Origin of the sequence: Lelliottia nimipressuralis (genome assembly GCF_004115925.1) — a bacterium.
GTDB lineage: Bacteria > Pseudomonadota > Gammaproteobacteria > Enterobacterales > Enterobacteriaceae > Enterobacter > Enterobacter nimipressuralis.
Window position 1 is genome coordinate 204,991 of the sequence record NZ_SDDX01000020.1, and the last position, 17,033, is coordinate 222,023.

Sequence of the window (17,033 nt, forward strand, 5' to 3'; positions counted from 1 at the left end):
GCTGGCGAGAAAATCGCCAGCTGTGACTACCCTTGTTAAACACCAACAGCAAGGAGACGGTCATGACGAACAATCCTCCCTCAACGCGTATGCAGCCTGGCGAGTATGGTTATCCTCTCAAGCTAAAACCCCGGTATGACAACTTCATTGGCGGTGGCTGGGTCGCGCCGGTCGACGGTGAATACTACTCCAACCTGACCCCGGTGACCGGGCAGCCCCTGTGCGAAATTGCCAGTTCCGGCAAAAAAGATATCGATCTGGCGCTCGATGCGGCCCACAAAGTGAAAGAGAAATGGGCGCACACCTCCGTTCAGGACCGCGCCGCGATCCTGTTCAAAATCGCCGACCGAATGGAGCAAAATCTCGAGCTGCTGGCCGCGGCAGAAACCTGGGATAACGGTAAACCGATCCGCGAAACCACCGCCGCGGACGTCCCGCTGGCGATTGACCATTTCCGCTATTTTGCCTCCTGTATTCGCGCCCAGGAGGGCGGGATCAGCGAAGTGGACAGCGACACCGTGGCCTATCACTTCCAGGAGCCGCTGGGCGTGGTCGGGCAAATCATTCCGTGGAATTTCCCGCTACTGATGGCGAGCTGGAAAATGGCGCCCGCGCTGGCGGCGGGTAACTGCGTGGTGCTCAAACCGGCGCGCTTAACGCCGCTGTCGGTCTTGCTGCTGATGGAAATCATCGGCGATCTGGTGCCGCCAGGGGTGATAAACGTGGTGAACGGCGCGGGTGGCGAAATCGGTGAATATCTGGCGACCTCAAAACGTATCGCGAAAGTGGCGTTTACCGGCTCCACGGAAGTCGGCCAGCAGATCATGCAGTACGCCACGCAGAATATCATTCCAGTGACGCTGGAGCTGGGCGGTAAATCGCCGAATATCTTCTTCGCCGATGTGATGGACGAAGAGGACGCCTTCTTTGATAAAGCGATGGAAGGCTTTGCGCTGTTTGCCTTCAACCAGGGCGAAGTCTGCACCTGCCCGAGCCGCGCGCTGGTTCAGGAATCGATTTATGAACGCTTTATGGAACGCGCCATTCGTCGTGTGGAATCCATTCGCAGCGGAAACCCACTGGACAGCGTGACGCAGATGGGCGCACAGGTTTCTCATGGGCAGCTGGAAACCATTCTGAACTATATCGATATCGGCAAAAAAGAGGGCGCGGATGTCCTGACGGGTGGCCGACGCAAAGTGCTGGAAGGCGATCTGAAAGACGGCTATTACCTGGAGCCGACCATTCTGTTTGGTCAAAACAACATGCGCGTTTTCCAGGAAGAGATTTTCGGCCCGGTGCTGGCGGTGACGACCTTTAAAACCATGGAGGAAGCGCTTGAGCTGGCCAACGATACGCAATACGGGCTGGGTGCCGGGGTCTGGAGTCGCAACGGTAATCTGGCGTACAAAATGGGACGCGGTATTCAGGCAGGGCGTGTCTGGACTAACTGTTATCACGCCTATCCGGCCCACGCGGCATTTGGGGGATATAAACAATCGGGCATCGGACGTGAAACCCATAAGATGATGCTGGATCACTATCAACAGACGAAATGCCTGCTGGTGAGTTATTCCGACAAACCGCTGGGACTGTTCTAATTAATCAGAGCGGGTCGCCCCTGGGACGGCCTGCTTAATTCGCTCTCGCAGACTGTTCAGCACGCCATCCAGAATGTACTGAACCCGCCACGGCTGATATTCGCGCTTGCGGAAAATAGCCGTCAGATCCAGCCACCACTCCTCCTGATGAGAAAAACAGGGCATTAAGATGCCCTGCTCAATCTCGCTTTTCAGGCTCTCTTTTGGCGCAAACACGATACCGAGATGGTTGCGTGCCAGCTCCAGCGCCGTTTGTGTATTATCACAGATATAATTACCGGTGACTTTATAATCGCGCACTTCGTCGCTGCCATGAACGCGAAAACGCCAGATGTTAGCATCATCCACTAATATTGAATCCAGCAAAATGCATGAGTGTTTAATTAAATCATCGGGTCCGTTAATGGGACGCTTTTTTATATATTCTGGCGTGGCGAAGGCGGTAACGGAATATTTGGTTAGCTGATAAGCCACCAGGCTTTCATCTTTGGGTTGTGCATAGGTAATTAAGATGTCGCAGTCGTCAGGAAACGTGACGCCTTCAGATAATTCATTACGATTAGGGTTATAGGTTTTTAAACAAATACGAATATCGCCGATCTCTTCGAGAAGATGGATCACATGGCGAGCGAGATAGGTGTTGATCCCTGTAGGCGCGTAAATCGTGACGCGTCCGCTTTTTTCATGTTTATAATCGGCAATAAAATTAATGAGTTGATTATTTTTATCAAGTGATGCGTTGATATAAGGGAGCAGCACCTCGCCGAACTGCGTGAGCGCCAGTTGACGGGTGGTACGTTCAAAAACTTTCAAACCCACGCGGGTTTCAAAATCTGCGAGATATTTACTGACATTGGCCTGCGCCATGCCTAACAACGCGGCGGCGTCTCCGATACTGCCGGTGGCGGCAATAACAGAAATGATTTTTAACTCACGCGGCTTAATCTGTAAATTATTCATCACGTACGCTCATCTATATGATTTCATATATAATATTATATAAACACATTCATTGCATCGGCAAATTTGTAACCATTATTATTCGCCTCGTTTGTTAGGCATTTAATGGATACAGGGAATGATTACTAAAAAGAATTTGCTCATCACCACAACCTTATTTTTCGCTTCATCAGCAATGGCGGGTGAATTTTCATTGGGTGCGGGCGCTGTTTTCAATGAATCGCCTTACAAAGGGTATAACGAAAATACGACTGCGGTTCCACTCATTAGTTATGAAGGCGATAATTTCTACGTGCGCCAGACCACCGCCGGTTGGGCGTTGTGGAAAGACAGTAAGAATGAACTCAGCCTGACGGCGTCCTGGATGCCGCTGCATTTTGATCCCGATGACAATGACGACCACGCGATGAAGCAGCTCGATGAGCGCAAAGCATCTGCATTTCTGGGAGGCGCCTACTATCGCCACGAGCGCTGGGGTAGCCTGAAGTTTGGCGTCGCGGCGGATGCCATGGACGAAAGTGGCGGCGTGGTGGGTGAAATTTCCTACTTCCACCCGATCCGCATGGAGCGCCTGACTCTGATTCCGTCCGTGGGTGTGTTTTACTATGACGAAAGCTTCAACGACTATTACTACGGTGTTTCCGGCAAAGAGTCTCGCCACAGCGGTATGAACGAATACACTGCGGGCGATAGCTGGAACCCATACGTGGGCCTGGTCGCGAAATACAAATTGACCAATAACCTGTTCCTGAATGCCAGCGCGGTTTATACCGTGTTGCCGGATGACGTTAAAAACAGCCCAATGATCGACCGCGAAGACAGTTTCGTGCTGATGACCGGCATGAGCTGGCGCTTCTAAGTTTAAAAAGCGGTCCTCAAGGATGAGGCTGCTTCACCTGCTTTCCCGGTGGTGCTGTGCTTGCCCGGCCTGCGGTAGTCAGGCCGGGCAGGTTTAGCGTCGTCGGGTATTACGAGCCTGCTTCCACATTCTGATGTAACTCTCTCCTTTGCCTGTTCTCTTTGCGAACTCCTTTCCCGCTTTGATTTTTTGCCACTGATGTCGCTTAGCCAATAGGTTATCGTGATCTTAAGTGCCTGGCTGGGTGTGTCACAGTCGAGGGATATCAAACAGTCAATTTGCAGGAGTGGTTATGTTCTACCCGGCTTATATTCATACCGACCGCGATGGCCGCGCGAGCGGGTTTTTCCCGGATGTACCGGGGGGTTTTTGCTGGTGGAGATCAATATGCAGCAATTTGACGGCAGAGCAGAGTGCATCAATATCACGCTCCCCCGCCGTTTATTAGTGAAAATTGACGCGTTTATTAGCGAGCATCCAAAGTTCAGCAACCGAAGCGTCTTTCTTGCCGAGGCAGCACGGCGTGTGCTGCCTGGAAGATGGTCAGGATTTACACCTCATCCACCCATATCCGCATCTCGCCCTCGCCGCGGTTGGCCCAGCTAAACCACGGAATAAACGTTAGTGTCTGAGTGTGTGGCGCAGTGGGCGTGCGGTCGTATTGCCAGAGCGGTTGCGGCTCGGTCTCAACGGCGCGTTGTGAGATGCCGTCGGTCTGAATCAGCATCTTATGCGAGAACAACCCTTTCCCTTCGAACACGCGGAAGGTGCTGTCGGCGGGCAGCGACAGGTTATGTAACCCCGCGCCGTTATCCGCCTCTTCCAGACAATAGACCAGCGGGCCGCGCTGCAACGCCACTTTGCCTGCCTGCTGGCGCACCTGTGGATTGCCGTATAAGCGGCGCACCGGCATCGGCAGCGTGAGGGTCACAGAATCCCCCTCCTGCCAGCGACGGGTGAGATAACAATATCCCTGACGCACGTCGCCTGTTATTGCTTCACCGTTCAGCGCTATCTGCGGGCTGGCGCACCAGTCGGGCAGACGCAGGGCGAGAGTGTGCTCAACCGCAACCGGCGAGGTGATGTCGATCTTCACCTGCTCCTGCCACGGATAGTTGCCGCTAATACGCAGTTGCAGCTCGTGGTCCCCGACCGGAATGGCCGCGCTGTTGCCGACGTAGAGGTTGATAAACAGCGCCTCGGGGCGTGCGGTGTAGATGTAGTGCCCAAGCGAAGTCAGCACGCGGGCGATATTCGGCGGACAGCAGGCGCAGCCGAACCAGCGCTGGCGAATCGGTTTCACGTGATCATAGATATGGTTGAAAGCCAGCGTTTTAGGATGGACCTCCAGCGGGTTCACGTAGAAAAAGTGTTTACCGTCCAGCGCCATGCCGCCCAGCACGGTGTTGTATAACGCGCGCTCCATGACGTCGGCATACTGGCTATCCGCTTCCATCTCCAGCATCCGGCGGGCAAACATCATCAGGCCAATCGAGGCGCAACTTTCGGCATAGACCGTATCATTGGGCAGATCGTAGTCGCTGCTGAAGGCCTCGCCGCTGCTCTGCGAGCCAATTCCGCCCGTAATATAGAGCTGCCGTTGCACCATATTATTCCAAAGACGCAGGCAGTCCTGACGTTTGCTTTCATCACCGCTCAGCCGCGCAAGGTGCGCCACGCCGGTCATCAGATAGACAAAACGCACGGCGTGCCCGATGGCGGTTTGCTGCTCCGCGAGAGGCTGATGCGCCTGACTATAGGCTTTATCTTTGACCATCCACGCCGGGCCGTAGTTGTGCCAGTGCGATGTTCTGCCGCGCTTTTCGTATTCGATATCGTAAAAATGCGGCTGCGCGCCGCGCTCTTCGACGAAATATTTCACCAGCGCCAGATAGCGTGGCTCCTGGGTGACGTCATACAGGCGCATTAACGCCAGCTCGATTTCCGGGTGGCCGGGATAGCCGTGCAGCTGGTTTTCTCCGGGGCCAAACACGCGGTCGATATGATCGGCCAGTTTGCAGACCACGTCTAACAGTGCGCGTTTTCCGGTGCCCTGGAAGTACGCCACGCCCGCCTCGATCATATGCCCGGCGCAGTACAGTTCGTGGCACTCTGCGAGATTAGTCCAGCGTTCGCCAGGTGCTTTCACGGTGAAATAGGTATTCAGATAGCCATCGTCACATTGGGCAGCGGCCACCAGTTCAATGACCTCGTCGGCGGTTTTCTCAAGTTCAGGATCGGGTTTCTGGCACAGGGACCACGCCACGGCTTCGAGCCATTTGGCGACATCGCTGTCCTGGAAAACCATGCCGTAAAATTCCCCTTCTTCCCGCCCGGCAGCGATCCGGAAATTGGTGATGGCGTGACTCGGCTCCGCTTCGGCGATGCGGTCGTTTAGCGCATCCCACTGATAGGGAATGACCACATCCCGTACCAGCTGTTGATACTGGCCGAGGAACGGATCGTTAATTTTGAGCTTATGCAGGTCGGGTTCCATGATGGACATGTTGTTCTCCTCAGGACTGAACGTGACGCTGGCGCAGATCGGTAGAGATGCGCGACATCATCGGATTAGTGAGTCTGCACCAGCGTATTGAAAGGGCCAGCAGCAGGTGGAAAAGGGCGGGCAGCAGCGTTTCCATGGTGGTGATGCCAGAAAGCGAAGCCGGGGTCTGGTTGCCCGCACCGGGCTGATAGGCGACGAAGATAAAGACCAGGCTGATGATCCCGGCACTTGAGGCCCACGCCAGCTTGATGAAAAAGAGGTTAAAGGCGAAGTTCATCCCTGACGAGCGCACGCCGGTTTTCCATTCGCCGTAGTCGTCGGCGAAGGCCATCAGCGAGAAGTGCAACGGCAGCGTAAAGCCGAGGATCACGCCGTTGCCCAAAATCACTGCCAGCCACAGGGTTTGATACGCCGGGCCAGTTGGCAGGAACCACATGGCGAATGCCAGTGCGGCCAGCACCAGGTTGGTGGTGTAGTACAGTTTCACCGTATCAATACGACGGGTGAGCGGGCTGACGATCACCGCACCGAGAATGGCGGCAAAGGTCACCATGGTGAAGAACAGCGACGTATAGGCAGTGCTGCCCTGTAGCACGTAGGTGATGAAGTACATGTACCCGCCGCCGCGAATGTTAAAGACGTTAATCAGCAGGAAAGACATCACCAGCATCAATAGCAGCTGATCGTTGTTACGCAGCCCGGCCAGATGTTCGCGCAGGGTAAAGCGCCCCATCAGGGCCAGCGGGACGCGCTCGCGTACCCAGAAGAAACAGCACAGGAACATCACCACCGCGATGGCGCACAGCACGCCGACACCCAGCTGATAGCCCTGCGCAACGTTGCCCTGGCCCAGCGCCGCGACCAGCCACGGCAGGCCTACGGAGACCAAAAAGCCTGCCACGCCGCACAGCACAAAGCGCCAGGACTGGCAGGAGATCACCTCGCTGTGGCGGGTAGTCATGGTGTTGATCAGCGCGCAGTAGGGCACGTTGATGGCGGTATAGCCGACGGAAAGCAGCAGATAGGTGCCGAACGCCCAGGCGATTTTCACCCCCATGCTGGCTTCTGGCACGGTGAACGTCAGGACGCCGATAATCCCGATCGGGAAGGCGATCCACAGCTGCCACGGGCGAAAGCGCCCCCAGCGGCTCTGGGTACGGTCGGCAATCACCCCCATGATGGGGTCAGAAACGGCATCAAATACGCGCAGGGCAATAAACAACGTACCGACCAGCGCTGGCGTCAGGCCAAAGACATCGGTATAGAAAAAAGTAAGGAAGTTCATGATCAGGCAGGTAATTACCGTCCCGCCAGCATCACCCAGGCCGTAGCCAATCTTCTCGCGCACTGACAGGCGCTCGTCGGCGGCCTGTTGTACGACATCGGTTTGCGTAATCGGAGTGGAAGTCATTCGATAACTCCTCGTGAAGGGGATTTTATTATGTTCTGCAAGGTACCCAATTCATTCTGCACTGAAAGTCAGCGCCAACAAGGGAAGGGAAAAGTATAAAAAGATGACGATTCCGACCTGATGATGAAAATGTGATTTCGATCTGGCGAAAATACAATTATTCATTAATAATCAATGTGAAAGGTGATTATCAATAGAGTTTAAAGCGGGAAATTGAATACCGATGCTCGAATTATCCATAGCGCTTCCGATTCACGTTCAAAACGGCGGGTTATTTATTTCCCGGGGCGTTGGGCGTCATCCCGCCCGTAAATTAACCTCGTGGGAAATCATCTTTGTCGAAAAAGGGACGTTAACGATTCAGGAGGAAAATACGGTTTTCGAGGTAAAAGCGGGTGAGAGTTTGGTTTTATGGCCCAACCGTCGCCACGTGGGAACCGAAGATTTCCCGGCCGATTTGCGGTTTTACTGGCTGCATTTTGACGTTGCGGCTGAGCCGCACAGGCCAGACGCTTTTACGCAGCTCGCCATCGAACAACATTGCCGTGTTCGTGAGGCTTCTTATGTGGTGTCTCTTTTCCGTCAGTTCCTGACGGAGCAGGAGAAATTACAGCGAAGCGTGGCGCTGGAATTAATGCTGCTGCTGATTTTGGAGCAAATTTCGTTTTCGGTGGGAAACGAGGAAATTCAGGACGAAGCAGGCACGTCGATCGCGTGGAGAGCCAAACAAATTATCCGCACGCAATTTCATCTGCCCCTTTCGACCTCGCAGCTGGCAAAAGAGCTGCACTGTAATGCGGATTATCTGGGGCGCGTGTTTCGTCGCACCTTTCATTTAACGTTGACCGAGGCGATCCATCGCCAGCGCGTCCGCTCAGCGGAGAAACTGCTGCTTGATGACGCGTCCTCACTTACGGAGGTGGCCAATCGCTGCGGCTTTAATGATGTCGGGTATTTTCGCCAGATCTTTCGCAAACACACCGGACTAACACCCGCCGTCTGGAAACGGCGGTATTGTAAGGAGCATATTAATTCCGGCTGATCACTGGCCGTAATAGGCATTCGCCCCGTGCTTGCGCAGGTAGTGTTTATCCAGTAGCTCTTGTTGCATGACCGGCAGCTGCGGCGTCAGCTGGCGCGAGAAAAGTCCCATATAAGCGCACTCCTCCAGCACCACGGCGTTATGGACCGCATCGGCGGCATCTTTACCCCAGGCAAACGGACCATGGGAGTGGACCAGCACGGCGGGGATCTGCATCGGGCTTAGATCGCGCTCTTCAAAGGTTTTGATGATCACCTCCCCAGTCTGATACTCATATTCGCCCGCAATTTCTGCGGGCGTCATCAGCCGCGTGCAGGGAATATCGCCATAGAAATAGTCCGCATGGGTGGTGCCCCAGGCGGGGAGATCCAGCCCGGCCTGGGACCAGATAGTCGCGTGACGCGAGTGGGTGTGGACGATGCCGCCAATCTCCGGGTAGCGGCGATAAAGCGCCAGATGCGTCGGCGTGTCGGACGATGGCTTTTTGCTGCCTTCCACCACCTTGCCGGTGGCGATCTCCACCACCACCATGTCGTCTGCGGTCATGACGTCATACTCGACGCCAGAGGGTTTGATGACCATCAGGCCGCTTTCGCGATCGACTGCACTGACGTTGCCCCAGGTAAATGTCACCAGCTGGTGGGCGGGCAGCGCCAGGTTAGCGGCCAGGACTTCCGCTTTGAGTTGCTCTAGCATGTCATGCCTCCTTCCTGCATGCGGGCTTCGATCCAGCGCCGCGCTTCGATAATTTCCAGTACCGGCTCTTTCGCTTTTTCGGTCCACATTTCGATTAAAAATGCCCCGCGATAGTTGAGCTGATTCAGGGTGTTGAATACGCCGACGAAATCGACGCAGCCCTCGCCAAACGGCACATCGCGAAACTGTCCCGGGCTTTGTTCGGTAACGGGCTGCGTGTCTTTCAGGTGGATGGCGGCGATTCGGTCGATGCCGAGGGTCAGCTCGGCGGTGACATCGTTGCCCCAGGCACTCAGGTTGCCCACATCCGGATAGACGCTAAACCACGGCGAGGCGAGCATCTCATCCCACTTTTTCCACTTGCTGATGGAGTTCATGAACGCGGTATCCATGATCTCCACTGCCAGCATCACCTGCGCGGCGGCGGCCTGTTCCACCGCCCACGCCAGCCCTTCGGCAAAACGCTGCTGCGTGCCCGCGTCGTGCTCTTCGTAATAGACGTCGTAACCCGCCAGCTGGATGGTGCGGATCCCCAGATCGCGCGCCAGTTTGATCGCTTTGGTCATGATCTCGCGGGCGCGCTGGCGCACGGTTTCATCGCGGCTGCCAAACGGAAAACGGCGGTGCGCCGACAGGCACATGGACGGAATGGCGACGCCGGTTTCCAGCATGGCTTCGACCAGCGAGGCGCGCTGCGTGGTGCTCCACTCCAGCCGTGAGAGGCGCTCGTCGGTTTCATCCACCGACATTTCGACGAAATCAAAGCCGCAGCTTTTGGCTAACACCAGACGCTCCGGCCAGGAGAGATCCTTCGACAGCGCTTTCTCATAAATCCCTAACGGATGCTGACGCATGGTTATTCTCCCCAGATTTCGCGGATTTGCGTGTGGAACGCCTGTGCCACCTGTGGTGGGTTAGCGGCCCCTGCCAACGCCCGTCCGGCGATAAAGGCTTTGACGTTAATCTCCCGGAACAGCGGTAAATCCGCCGGGGTGATGCCGCCGGTGATAGAAAGCTGCAGGCCGATATCCGACAGGGCTTTCATCCTTGTGAGATCCTCTTCTCCCCACTGCTGGCCGCAGGCCTGGGCGTCGCGCCCACGGTGATAAATCGCCTGTTTAACTCCAACGCGGTGCCACGCGCGGGCGTCGTCCAGCGTCCAGTTGCCAAACAGCTCCATCTGGATTTCACATCCGCGTGCGGCAGCCACCGCGTGGCCTTTTTCAACGGTTGCCAGCGGTGCGGCGCAGATGATGGTCATCCAGTTTGCGCCCGCATCAAAGGCCTGCTGCGCCAGCGTTTCACCGGCATCAGCCACTTTCCAGTCGGCGACGATGATTTTGTCCTGGCACTGCTGGCGCAACGCGCGGACGGCTGAAAGGCCTTCCGTCAGGCACAAAATGGTGCCCGCTTCGACGATATCGACATGGTCGTGCAGCAGCGAGACATCGCGCTGGGCGGCCTTAAGGCTGGTGTGGTCGAGCGCCAGCTGCAGTAATGGTCGGCTCATAGGTCGTGCTCCTTAATTCGGGCGTGATAACCCTGCAATGCTGAAATCAGTTGCTGATAGCGGTGATATTTGTGCTGATAGGCGGCGTGAGCCTGCATATCCGGCTCAACGACGCGGATGGCATGTTTGAGATTTTGCTGCGCGGTAAAGAAGTCGGGATAAACCCCGGTGCCGACGAGGGCGGCCAGCGCCGCGCCGGAGCAGCCAGTCTCCTCGACCTGGGGCAGTTCAATCGCCAGGCCGCTGACATCTGCCAACATCTGCATCCAGACATCGGAATGGGTCGGCCGCCGGTGACGCGCAGGGCAGACACATCGGTAAAGCGCTCCAGCATGCGGTTGAGGTGGGTCATGTGACAGAACACCACCCCTTCATACACCGCCTGCAGCAGGTGGGCGCGGGTATGGATCGCCTGCATGCCGTAGAAGCCGCTGGTCATCTCAAGCCCGGCGTTGCTGCCGTAGAGAAACGGCAGGAAAAACACGTCGCTTGCCGCTTTCGGCAGGCTGGCGACGGCCTGGTTGATCTCGTCAAAAGAGAGTTCGCCCCACTGTGCCGTGAGCCATTCAAGATTGCCGGAGGAGGTCGGGCTGGCTTCGTGAACGATGTACTGCTGCGGATGAACGTAGCGGCCATAGACGTAAGGGAAAGGTTCGTTATCGCGAATACCATTCGCAATACCGCTGGTGACGGCCCAGGTGCCCATCACGGCATTGAGCGTGTGCTCGTCGTGCAGCCCGGCGCAGATCGCGGTGGAAACCACATCAAACAGGCCCCCCACGACGGGCGTACCCGCCGCAAGACCGGTCAGGGAGGCTGCCTGAGAGGTGATTTCACCGCAAATTTCTGCTGAACCGACGATAGGCGGCAAGGCGCCGTCGATTTCAGCGATCCCAAGCCAGTGCGTCAGTTGCGGGTCGTAGGCGCCCGTGTTCATGTTGTAGAGATTGGATTCGGAAATGTTGCTCTCTTCGCAGCCCTTTTTGCCCGTCAGGCACCAGCGCAGATAGTCATGCGCCATCATTACGCAGCCGATTTGCTGGTAGCGCTTCGGCTCGTGCTCTTTAACCCAGCGCAGCAACGAGGCCGGGTGCCCGGTCCACAGGGTTTGCCGCGTGTGCGGGTAGAGCTTTTCGGGGATCTCGTCCTGCTGCCAACGTTGCACGATCGCAAGCGCCCGTCGGTCGGAGGAGAGAATGGCGTTGCCCAGGGGGCGATCCTGTTTATCCAGCAGAAACAGCCCCTTACCCTGCGCAGAAATGCCTACGCCTTTGATTTGATCGCCACGGACACCCGTGCGTTTGAGCAGTGCGGCGACGGTTTCGTGGCAGCGCTGCCAGAGCAGGGACATATCGCGCTCCGCATAGCCCGGACGCGGGCTAAGGGTGGCGACCGCGCACCGTTCGATGCACTGTTCTTTACCCTGGCTGTTGTACAGACCGGCTTTCAGATAAGTACCGCCACAATCGATACCCAGCCAGAAGGGCTCTTTTTCACTCATCTTTGCGATTCTCTGTCGTTGCCGGGTGAGCGCAGCCCACCCGGCGTTTTCAGGCCACACGTTTGTGTGGATTCACCGTTGGATTGGGCTGTGCGCCGGCATCGCATTTCGCCGGCAGCAGCAGCGCTAACAGCGAGGCCAGTGCCAGGGAGATCGCCAGGCAGTAAACCCCCGCATCTTTGCTGTAAAGGGTGATCAGCACGCCTACCGCGTAAGGGCCGCAGAAGCCGCCGAGGTTGCCGAGCGCGTTGATCACACCGCGCGCACCACCGGCCATTTCTGCACTGAACAGACGTGCCGGAATGGTCCAGAAGACGCCCGCTGCCGACTGCAGGAAGAAACCGCAACCCACCAGCGCGGCGTAGGCCAGCCAGATGTTTTCTTTCAGCGCCACGGAGAGGAACATGCACAGAGCAAAACCGATCAGCGGCAGGGAGACGAACAGCTTGCGCTTGCCGGTGCGGTCAGAGAGGGAAGAGAACAGGAACATCCCGGCAATCGCGCCGACATACGGCAGAATCGCGAGCATCCCCACCTGGCCCATCGTCGAATGGGTTAGCTCCTTCAGAATGGTTGGCAGCCAGAGGGTGTAGCCGTAAATTCCGGTCTGGTAGAAGAAGTTAAGGGCGATCAGCTGCCACATGGTTTTGTCCGACAGCACCGCACCGAGCGAGGCATTTTTCACCTCTTTGCCTGCGATGGCGCGCTGCTCGGCGGCCAGCGTTTCAACCAGATAGTTTTTCTCGGCGGCGGAAATCCACTTCGCCTCCTGCGGGCGGTCATAGATGGTCAGCGTCCAGAGAACCAGCACCACCAGGGACAGCAGGCCTTCAATGATGAACAGCCAGCGCCAGTCGAGAGCCGTAATGATCCAGCCGGAGAGCGGGGCGGTAATGATCCCGGCAATGGGTACGAACATAATCACGATCGCGTTGGCACGACCGCGCTCGGCGTCCGGGAACCAGTTGCTGATCATGGTCAGCACCACCGGCAGCATTCCGCCTTCGGCGACACCGAGTAAAAAGCGCAGTGCCAGCAGCTGATACTGATTGGTGACGATCCCCGTCAGCACGGAGATCACCGCCCAGGCCACCAGCGACCAGCCGATGAATTTTTTACCGCTGCCGTGCACCGCGATTTTGCCGCCGGGAACTTGCAGGAACAGATATCCGATAAAGAATATTCCGCCTGCCAGTCCCGCCATGGTGGCGGTGATCCCTAATTCCTCATCCATACCGCCTGGCATAGCGAAGGCAATATTGACACGGTCCATATAAGAGATAATACAGGCGATAAGAATAGGCGGAATTATTCTTAACCAGCGTTGGCGCGGAATATCCGCATGTAGAGCACGAGAAGAAATAGTCATAATTAATGTCTCATTAAGGTAATCGGCTCGGGAATACAGGTTTTTATTTTTATTGTGTTGCTTTTTTCATAACGCTAATACCGTCGCGCAAAATGGCGATGCGATGGTTGACGTCAGCATTAGCATTTATTTCCAGTAATTTGATACCGGAGAATTTCAATGTTGCGGCGCTCGCCGCAGTAAATAGCTCAGTGACTTTTTCAGGCGTCATTAAACTGTCGGGGCAGAACGACGAAAATGGCGCGTGAAGATCCTGCCAGTCGCCGTAATCGCCCGTCACCGTGGTGCCAGAAAACATCAGTGCGCCGAGCTTTCCTGCCTTCTGCGCGGCCTGAACATGCGCGACAGGCAGTGCAGTGTCGCGTCCTTCGATGGCTGAGCGCGCCCAGTTAATGCAGACGCTGATATCCGTGTCGTCCAGCACCTCAAGAACGTTTTCAAGAGGGAGAAACCCTTTTCGTGGCGCGCGGCCTGTCATAGCATCGCAGTGTTCCAGCACCAGATCGCATGGCCAGTCCCAGGCGGCGATCTCTTTCATCGAACGAGAGAACGCCTCGGTGGCTTGCGCAACGCAGGGGTTGCCAGACTGCGGTGCGGCCTGCATTTCCAGGGCGATCACTTTCCCCGGGAAGCGGGCGTTAACGGCGACAATTTTCTCAAGCAGATGACGATAAAATGTCACGCTTTCACGACGCTGATCTTCATCGGCGGAGGCCAGGCCAAACCCGCCGTTAGCGCCGCGCCGACGCATGGTTTCCATCACCGCCGTGACCACGATTTGCCAGTCCCCCGGCGTGTGGCGAAACAGCCACTCATCCCCCAGCGGGTGGAGGTTGTCCAGGCACGGTTGTTCAAGACCGCGAATATCGGGTGTATCAGCTAACTGACGCCAGAAATCGCGCTCTTCCTGTTCCCCTTTCTGGTGAAACGAGGGTGCGCAGGGGTACGCACCAATAATAAAACCGGTGTGAGTCATTTGGCTTTCCTGTCTAATTCAGAAAAATTACATTAATTCGCTGACAGCCACTTTGACGACAATTTTACGAATGGCCGACTCCTTGTGTTTATGACATTGCGGGCGATGAACATCCTGCGGGAAAAATATGGCGTAACTGCCCGGAATCATTTCAATCAGTGATTCATTTTCCATCTGGTGATAAAAAATAATGTCGCGCTGTTCCAGTAATGATTCGCTTATTTCGTTATTACCGGTGTCGATCGCAAAACCTATTTTCTCTTCGCCCCATGCCAGAAATTGAATATCCAGATAGCGGCGATGGACTTCCGGGCGGTTTTCGTGATGCGGCCGGGTGGTGAGATCGAGAACCTGCGCGAAGATAGTGCGCCCGTCGATCTCCACCACGCCGGGTTCCAGCGTAGTGAAATCCGTGGTGCGTAGAAACGCGAGCGCCCGTTCTATTGCCTGCGGCAGGCGGCAAGGATTGGGCTGTGAAATATGTCCGAATATCATACGTCACTCCTTACAGCGACTGGATCTTCGCCCATACGCTGTCATCAATGGTGATGCCATTGCGGCGGTTCTCTTCCAGCAGACGGGTGAATTCATGCCCCGGCAGGCGCACGGCGACGTCGTCGTCAGAGCGTTCAGCGGTGGTGATGAAATCCATAATGCGCTGCAGTTTGGCATCACGGGTTTTGCCGTCGATCAGCTTATCTACTTCGATGGCGATAAAGATCTGCGACACGCCGTATTCATCGCTGTTGTCCTGGGTGACTTCCGCCACGGAGGAACCGTTAGACAGCAGGGTGGCGATCATGTCCAGCACGATAGACAGACCGGAACCTTTCCAGTAGCCCATCGGTAAAATGCGGCGGTTTTTCTCAATCACGCCCGGCTCTTTGGTCAGATTGCCTTCGTCGTCAAACCCGCCGTCTACCGGCAATTCGCGCCCTGCCAGACGGTTCACTTCGAGCATGCCGTAGGAGAACATCGACATCGACATATCCACCATGGTGATGGGATTTGATGGAATGGCGACGATCAGCGGGTTGGTGCCGATGCGACATTCTTTCGCGCCCCACGGCGGCATGACGGCAATAGAGTTGGTCCAGCAAATTCCGACATAGCCCTTTTCAGCGGCCTGCCAGCCGTAGCTGCCGCCGCGCATCCAGTGGTTGGCATTGCGCAGCGCCACCAGACCAATTCCGTGATCCGAGGCCAGCTCGGTTGCGCGATCCATCATTTTTTTGGCCGTCAGATTGCCGATGGCGCGCTGGGCATCCCACTGCTCAATGGCTCCCAGCGTGGTGATGCGCTTCGGCTGCGCGTCAGGAATGATGTCCCCGGCATCCAGCTGCTGAATGAAACGCGGAAAACGGTTAACGCCATGTGAATAGACGCCTGATTCGGTGGTGCGCGCAAACATCTCTGCGCAGGCATCGGCGGTTTCTGCCTTGACGCCACGGTTGAGCAGCACCTGATTGAATGCTGCTTTCAACTCGTCAAAGGTCACTTTCATCCCTGTTCTCCTGTTCGTATGAGGGGCGCGTGTGAGTGCTTTTTTATCTCTAAATTTCACATTGCGAAATCTGATTTCAAATATAGCGATCAATTTTTGTCAGATCAACGACATTCATGTTTTTCAAAATGTAGTAAAATCAACGAATTGTGTTTTTAATGCTGAGATCGTGAACTGAACCACACTTTGCGCTACCATCAGGACGCGATTAACGGAGAACGATGTAATGAGCATGAAAGAGAGCGAGATGACGCAAGAAAAAGAGAGGCCAGCAGGCAGCCAGAGCTTGTTTCGCGGCCTGATGCTGATTGAAATTCTCAGTAACTATCCGAACGGGTGTCCGCTTGCGCATTTATCTGAACTTGCCGGCCTGAATAAAAGCACCGTGCATCGGTTATTGCAGGGTTTGCAGTCGTGCGGCTACGTTACCCCCGCGCCTGCGGCGGGCAGCTATCGTCTGACCACGAAATTTATCGCCGTGGGGCAAAAAGCGCTGTCGTCGCTCAATATCATTCACGTGGCGGCGCCCCATCTGGAAAATCTGAATATCGTGACGGGCGAAACGGTGAACTTCTCCAGCCGGGAAGATGACCATGCGATTCTGATCTACAAGCTGGAACCGACGACCGGGATGCTGCGTACGCGCGCTTATATCGGCCAGCACATGCCGCTCTACTGTTCTGCAATGGGGAAAATCTACATGGCGTTCGGCCATCAGGATTACGTGGCGAGTTACTGGCAGAGCCATCAGGAGCAGATTCAGCCCCTGACCCGCAATACCATTACCGAGCTGAGTGCGATGTACGACGAGCTGGAGGAGATCCGCTCCCGCAGCATGGCGATGGATAAAGAAGAGAACGAACTGGGGGTATCCTGCATTGCGGTCCCGGTGTTTGATATTCACGGGCGGGTGCCGTATGCCATCTCGATTTCCCTTTCGACCTCACGCATGAAGCAGGTGGGGGAAAAGAATCTGCTTAAACCGCTGCGCGAAACCGCTGAAGCGATTTCACAAGAGCTTGGGTTCACCGTGCGCGGATAAGTGCTAAAAAAAAGGCCAGATGTAGAATCTGGCCTTTTTTTGTTGTTCTGCGGGTA

The 17,033-nt window shown here is 55.8% G+C and carries 14 protein-coding genes and 2 pseudogenes; 5 read left to right on the forward strand and 11 right to left on the reverse strand.

The features are described from left to right. Positions 1-62 precede the first annotated feature (62 nt). A complete protein-coding gene (aldB, locus tag ETG88_RS16960) occupies positions 63-1,601 on the forward strand; it encodes an aldehyde dehydrogenase AldB (RefSeq protein WP_129035879.1) in 1,539 nt (512 codons plus the stop codon). Here aldB and ETG88_RS16965 read toward each other — a convergent pair whose 3' ends face one another. After that, positions 1,602-2,561, reverse strand: coding sequence for a LysR family transcriptional regulator (locus ETG88_RS16965; protein ID WP_100778162.1), 960 nt, complete (start codon positions 2,559-2,561; stop codon positions 1,602-1,604). Between the two features lie 118 nt (positions 2,562-2,679). On the opposite strand from ETG88_RS16965, the gene ETG88_RS16970 reads away from it, so the two are divergent. Further along, complete coding sequence (locus ETG88_RS16970) at positions 2,680-3,420, forward strand: MipA/OmpV family protein (protein WP_100778161.1); 741 nt, start codon at positions 2,680-2,682, stop codon at positions 3,418-3,420. A 292-nt stretch (positions 3,421-3,712) separates the two neighbouring features. Then, positions 3,713-3,954: pseudogene (locus ETG88_RS16975) on the forward strand (type II toxin-antitoxin system HicB family antitoxin); the annotation flags it as partial. 16 nt (positions 3,955-3,970) lie between these two features. On the opposite strand, the gene ETG88_RS16980 reads toward ETG88_RS16975, so the two are convergent. Both ETG88_RS16980 and ETG88_RS16985 read right to left on the reverse strand, forming a co-directional pair. Continuing rightward, positions 3,971-5,926 (reverse strand): glycoside hydrolase family 127 protein, encoded by a 1,956-nt coding sequence (locus ETG88_RS16980; protein ID WP_129035880.1) that lies wholly within the window; start codon positions 5,924-5,926, stop codon positions 3,971-3,973. Positions 5,927-5,936: 10 nt separating this feature from the next. Beyond that, the gene (locus ETG88_RS16985; RefSeq protein ID WP_129035882.1) at positions 5,937-7,337 is read right to left on the reverse strand and encodes an MFS transporter; all 1,401 of its coding nucleotides are present in this window, start codon (positions 7,335-7,337) and stop codon (positions 5,937-5,939) included. Positions 7,338-7,560: 223 nt separating this feature from the next. Between ETG88_RS16985 and ETG88_RS16990 the strand changes: the two genes are divergently transcribed. Beyond that, the gene (locus tag ETG88_RS16990; protein WP_129035884.1) at positions 7,561-8,379 is read left to right on the forward strand and encodes an AraC family transcriptional regulator; all 819 of its coding nucleotides are present in this window, start codon (positions 7,561-7,563) and stop codon (positions 8,377-8,379) included. On the opposite strand, the gene araD is transcribed toward ETG88_RS16990, so the two are convergent. The 8 genes and pseudogenes from araD to yiaK all read right to left on the reverse strand — a co-directional run bounded on the left by araD (position 8,380) and on the right by yiaK (position 15,935). Beyond that, positions 8,380-9,075 (reverse strand): L-ribulose-5-phosphate 4-epimerase, encoded by a 696-nt coding sequence (gene araD / locus ETG88_RS16995; RefSeq protein ID WP_100778157.1) that lies wholly within the window; start codon positions 9,073-9,075, stop codon positions 8,380-8,382. Next, positions 9,069-9,929, reverse strand: coding sequence for an L-ribulose-5-phosphate 3-epimerase (locus ETG88_RS17000; protein ID WP_100778156.1), 861 nt, complete (start codon positions 9,927-9,929; stop codon positions 9,069-9,071). Before ETG88_RS17000 ends, araD begins: the two co-directional genes overlap by 7 nt. A gap of 2 nt (positions 9,930-9,931) precedes the next feature. After that, positions 9,932-10,585 carry a 3-keto-L-gulonate-6-phosphate decarboxylase UlaD gene (ulaD, locus tag ETG88_RS17005; RefSeq protein ID WP_129035886.1) on the reverse strand — a complete coding sequence of 218 codons (654 nt, stop codon included), beginning with the start codon at positions 10,583-10,585 and terminating at the stop codon, positions 9,932-9,934. Then, positions 10,582-12,086, reverse strand: a pseudogene (locus ETG88_RS17010) (FGGY-family carbohydrate kinase). The gene ulaD and the pseudogene ETG88_RS17010 overlap by 4 nt, the downstream one beginning before the upstream one ends. Before the next feature lie 49 nt (positions 12,087-12,135). Beyond that, positions 12,136-13,455 carry an MFS transporter gene (locus ETG88_RS17015; protein WP_100778153.1) on the reverse strand — a complete coding sequence of 440 codons (1,320 nt, stop codon included), beginning with the start codon at positions 13,453-13,455 and terminating at the stop codon, positions 12,136-12,138. 49 nt (positions 13,456-13,504) lie between these two features. Continuing rightward, complete coding sequence (locus ETG88_RS17020) at positions 13,505-14,431, reverse strand: DUF4862 family protein (RefSeq protein ID WP_129035888.1); 927 nt, start codon at positions 14,429-14,431, stop codon at positions 13,505-13,507. A gap of 27 nt (positions 14,432-14,458) precedes the next feature. Then, positions 14,459-14,926, reverse strand: a complete 468-nt coding sequence (locus tag ETG88_RS17025) for a YhcH/YjgK/YiaL family protein (RefSeq protein ID WP_123429678.1) — start codon at positions 14,924-14,926, stop codon at positions 14,459-14,461. Between the two features lie 10 nt (positions 14,927-14,936). Beyond that, on the reverse strand, positions 14,937-15,935 hold the full coding sequence (gene yiaK / locus ETG88_RS17030) for a 3-dehydro-L-gulonate 2-dehydrogenase (RefSeq protein WP_129035890.1): 999 nt from the start codon (positions 15,933-15,935) through the stop codon (positions 14,937-14,939). 226 nt (positions 15,936-16,161) lie between these two features. On the opposite strand from yiaK, the gene yiaJ reads away from it, so the two are divergent. After that, positions 16,162-16,977, forward strand: a complete 816-nt coding sequence (gene yiaJ, locus ETG88_RS17035) for an IclR family transcriptional regulator YiaJ (RefSeq protein ID WP_100778149.1) — start codon at positions 16,162-16,164, stop codon at positions 16,975-16,977. Positions 16,978-17,033 lie beyond the last annotated feature (56 nt).

Coding starts and splice junctions, on each gene's coding strand:
- aldB (WP_129035879.1), top strand. CDS start 63: ATGACGAACAATCCTCCCTCAACGCGTATGCAGCCTGGCGAGTATGGT.
- ETG88_RS16965 (WP_100778162.1), bottom strand. CDS start 2,561: ATGAATAATTTACAGATTAAGCCGCGTGAGTTAAAAATCATTTCTGTT.
- ETG88_RS16970 (WP_100778161.1), top strand. CDS start 2,680: ATGATTACTAAAAAGAATTTGCTCATCACCACAACCTTATTTTTCGCT.
- ETG88_RS16980 (WP_129035880.1), bottom strand. CDS start 5,926: ATGTCCATCATGGAACCCGACCTGCATAAGCTCAAAATTAACGATCCG.
- ETG88_RS16985 (WP_129035882.1), bottom strand. CDS start 7,337: ATGACTTCCACTCCGATTACGCAAACCGATGTCGTACAACAGGCCGCC.
- ETG88_RS16990 (WP_129035884.1), top strand. CDS start 7,561: ATGCTCGAATTATCCATAGCGCTTCCGATTCACGTTCAAAACGGCGGG.
- araD (WP_100778157.1), bottom strand. CDS start 9,075: ATGCTAGAGCAACTCAAAGCGGAAGTCCTGGCCGCTAACCTGGCGCTG.
- ETG88_RS17000 (WP_100778156.1), bottom strand. CDS start 9,929: ATGCGTCAGCATCCGTTAGGGATTTATGAGAAAGCGCTGTCGAAGGAT.
- ulaD (WP_129035886.1), bottom strand. CDS start 10,585: ATGAGCCGACCATTACTGCAGCTGGCGCTCGACCACACCAGCCTTAAG.
- ETG88_RS17015 (WP_100778153.1), bottom strand. CDS start 13,455: ATGACTATTTCTTCTCGTGCTCTACATGCGGATATTCCGCGCCAACGC.
- ETG88_RS17020 (WP_129035888.1), bottom strand. CDS start 14,431: ATGACTCACACCGGTTTTATTATTGGTGCGTACCCCTGCGCACCCTCG.
- ETG88_RS17025 (WP_123429678.1), bottom strand. CDS start 14,926: ATGATATTCGGACATATTTCACAGCCCAATCCTTGCCGCCTGCCGCAG.
- yiaK (WP_129035890.1), bottom strand. CDS start 15,935: ATGAAAGTGACCTTTGACGAGTTGAAAGCAGCATTCAATCAGGTGCTG.
- yiaJ (WP_100778149.1), top strand. CDS start 16,162: ATGAGCATGAAAGAGAGCGAGATGACGCAAGAAAAAGAGAGGCCAGCA.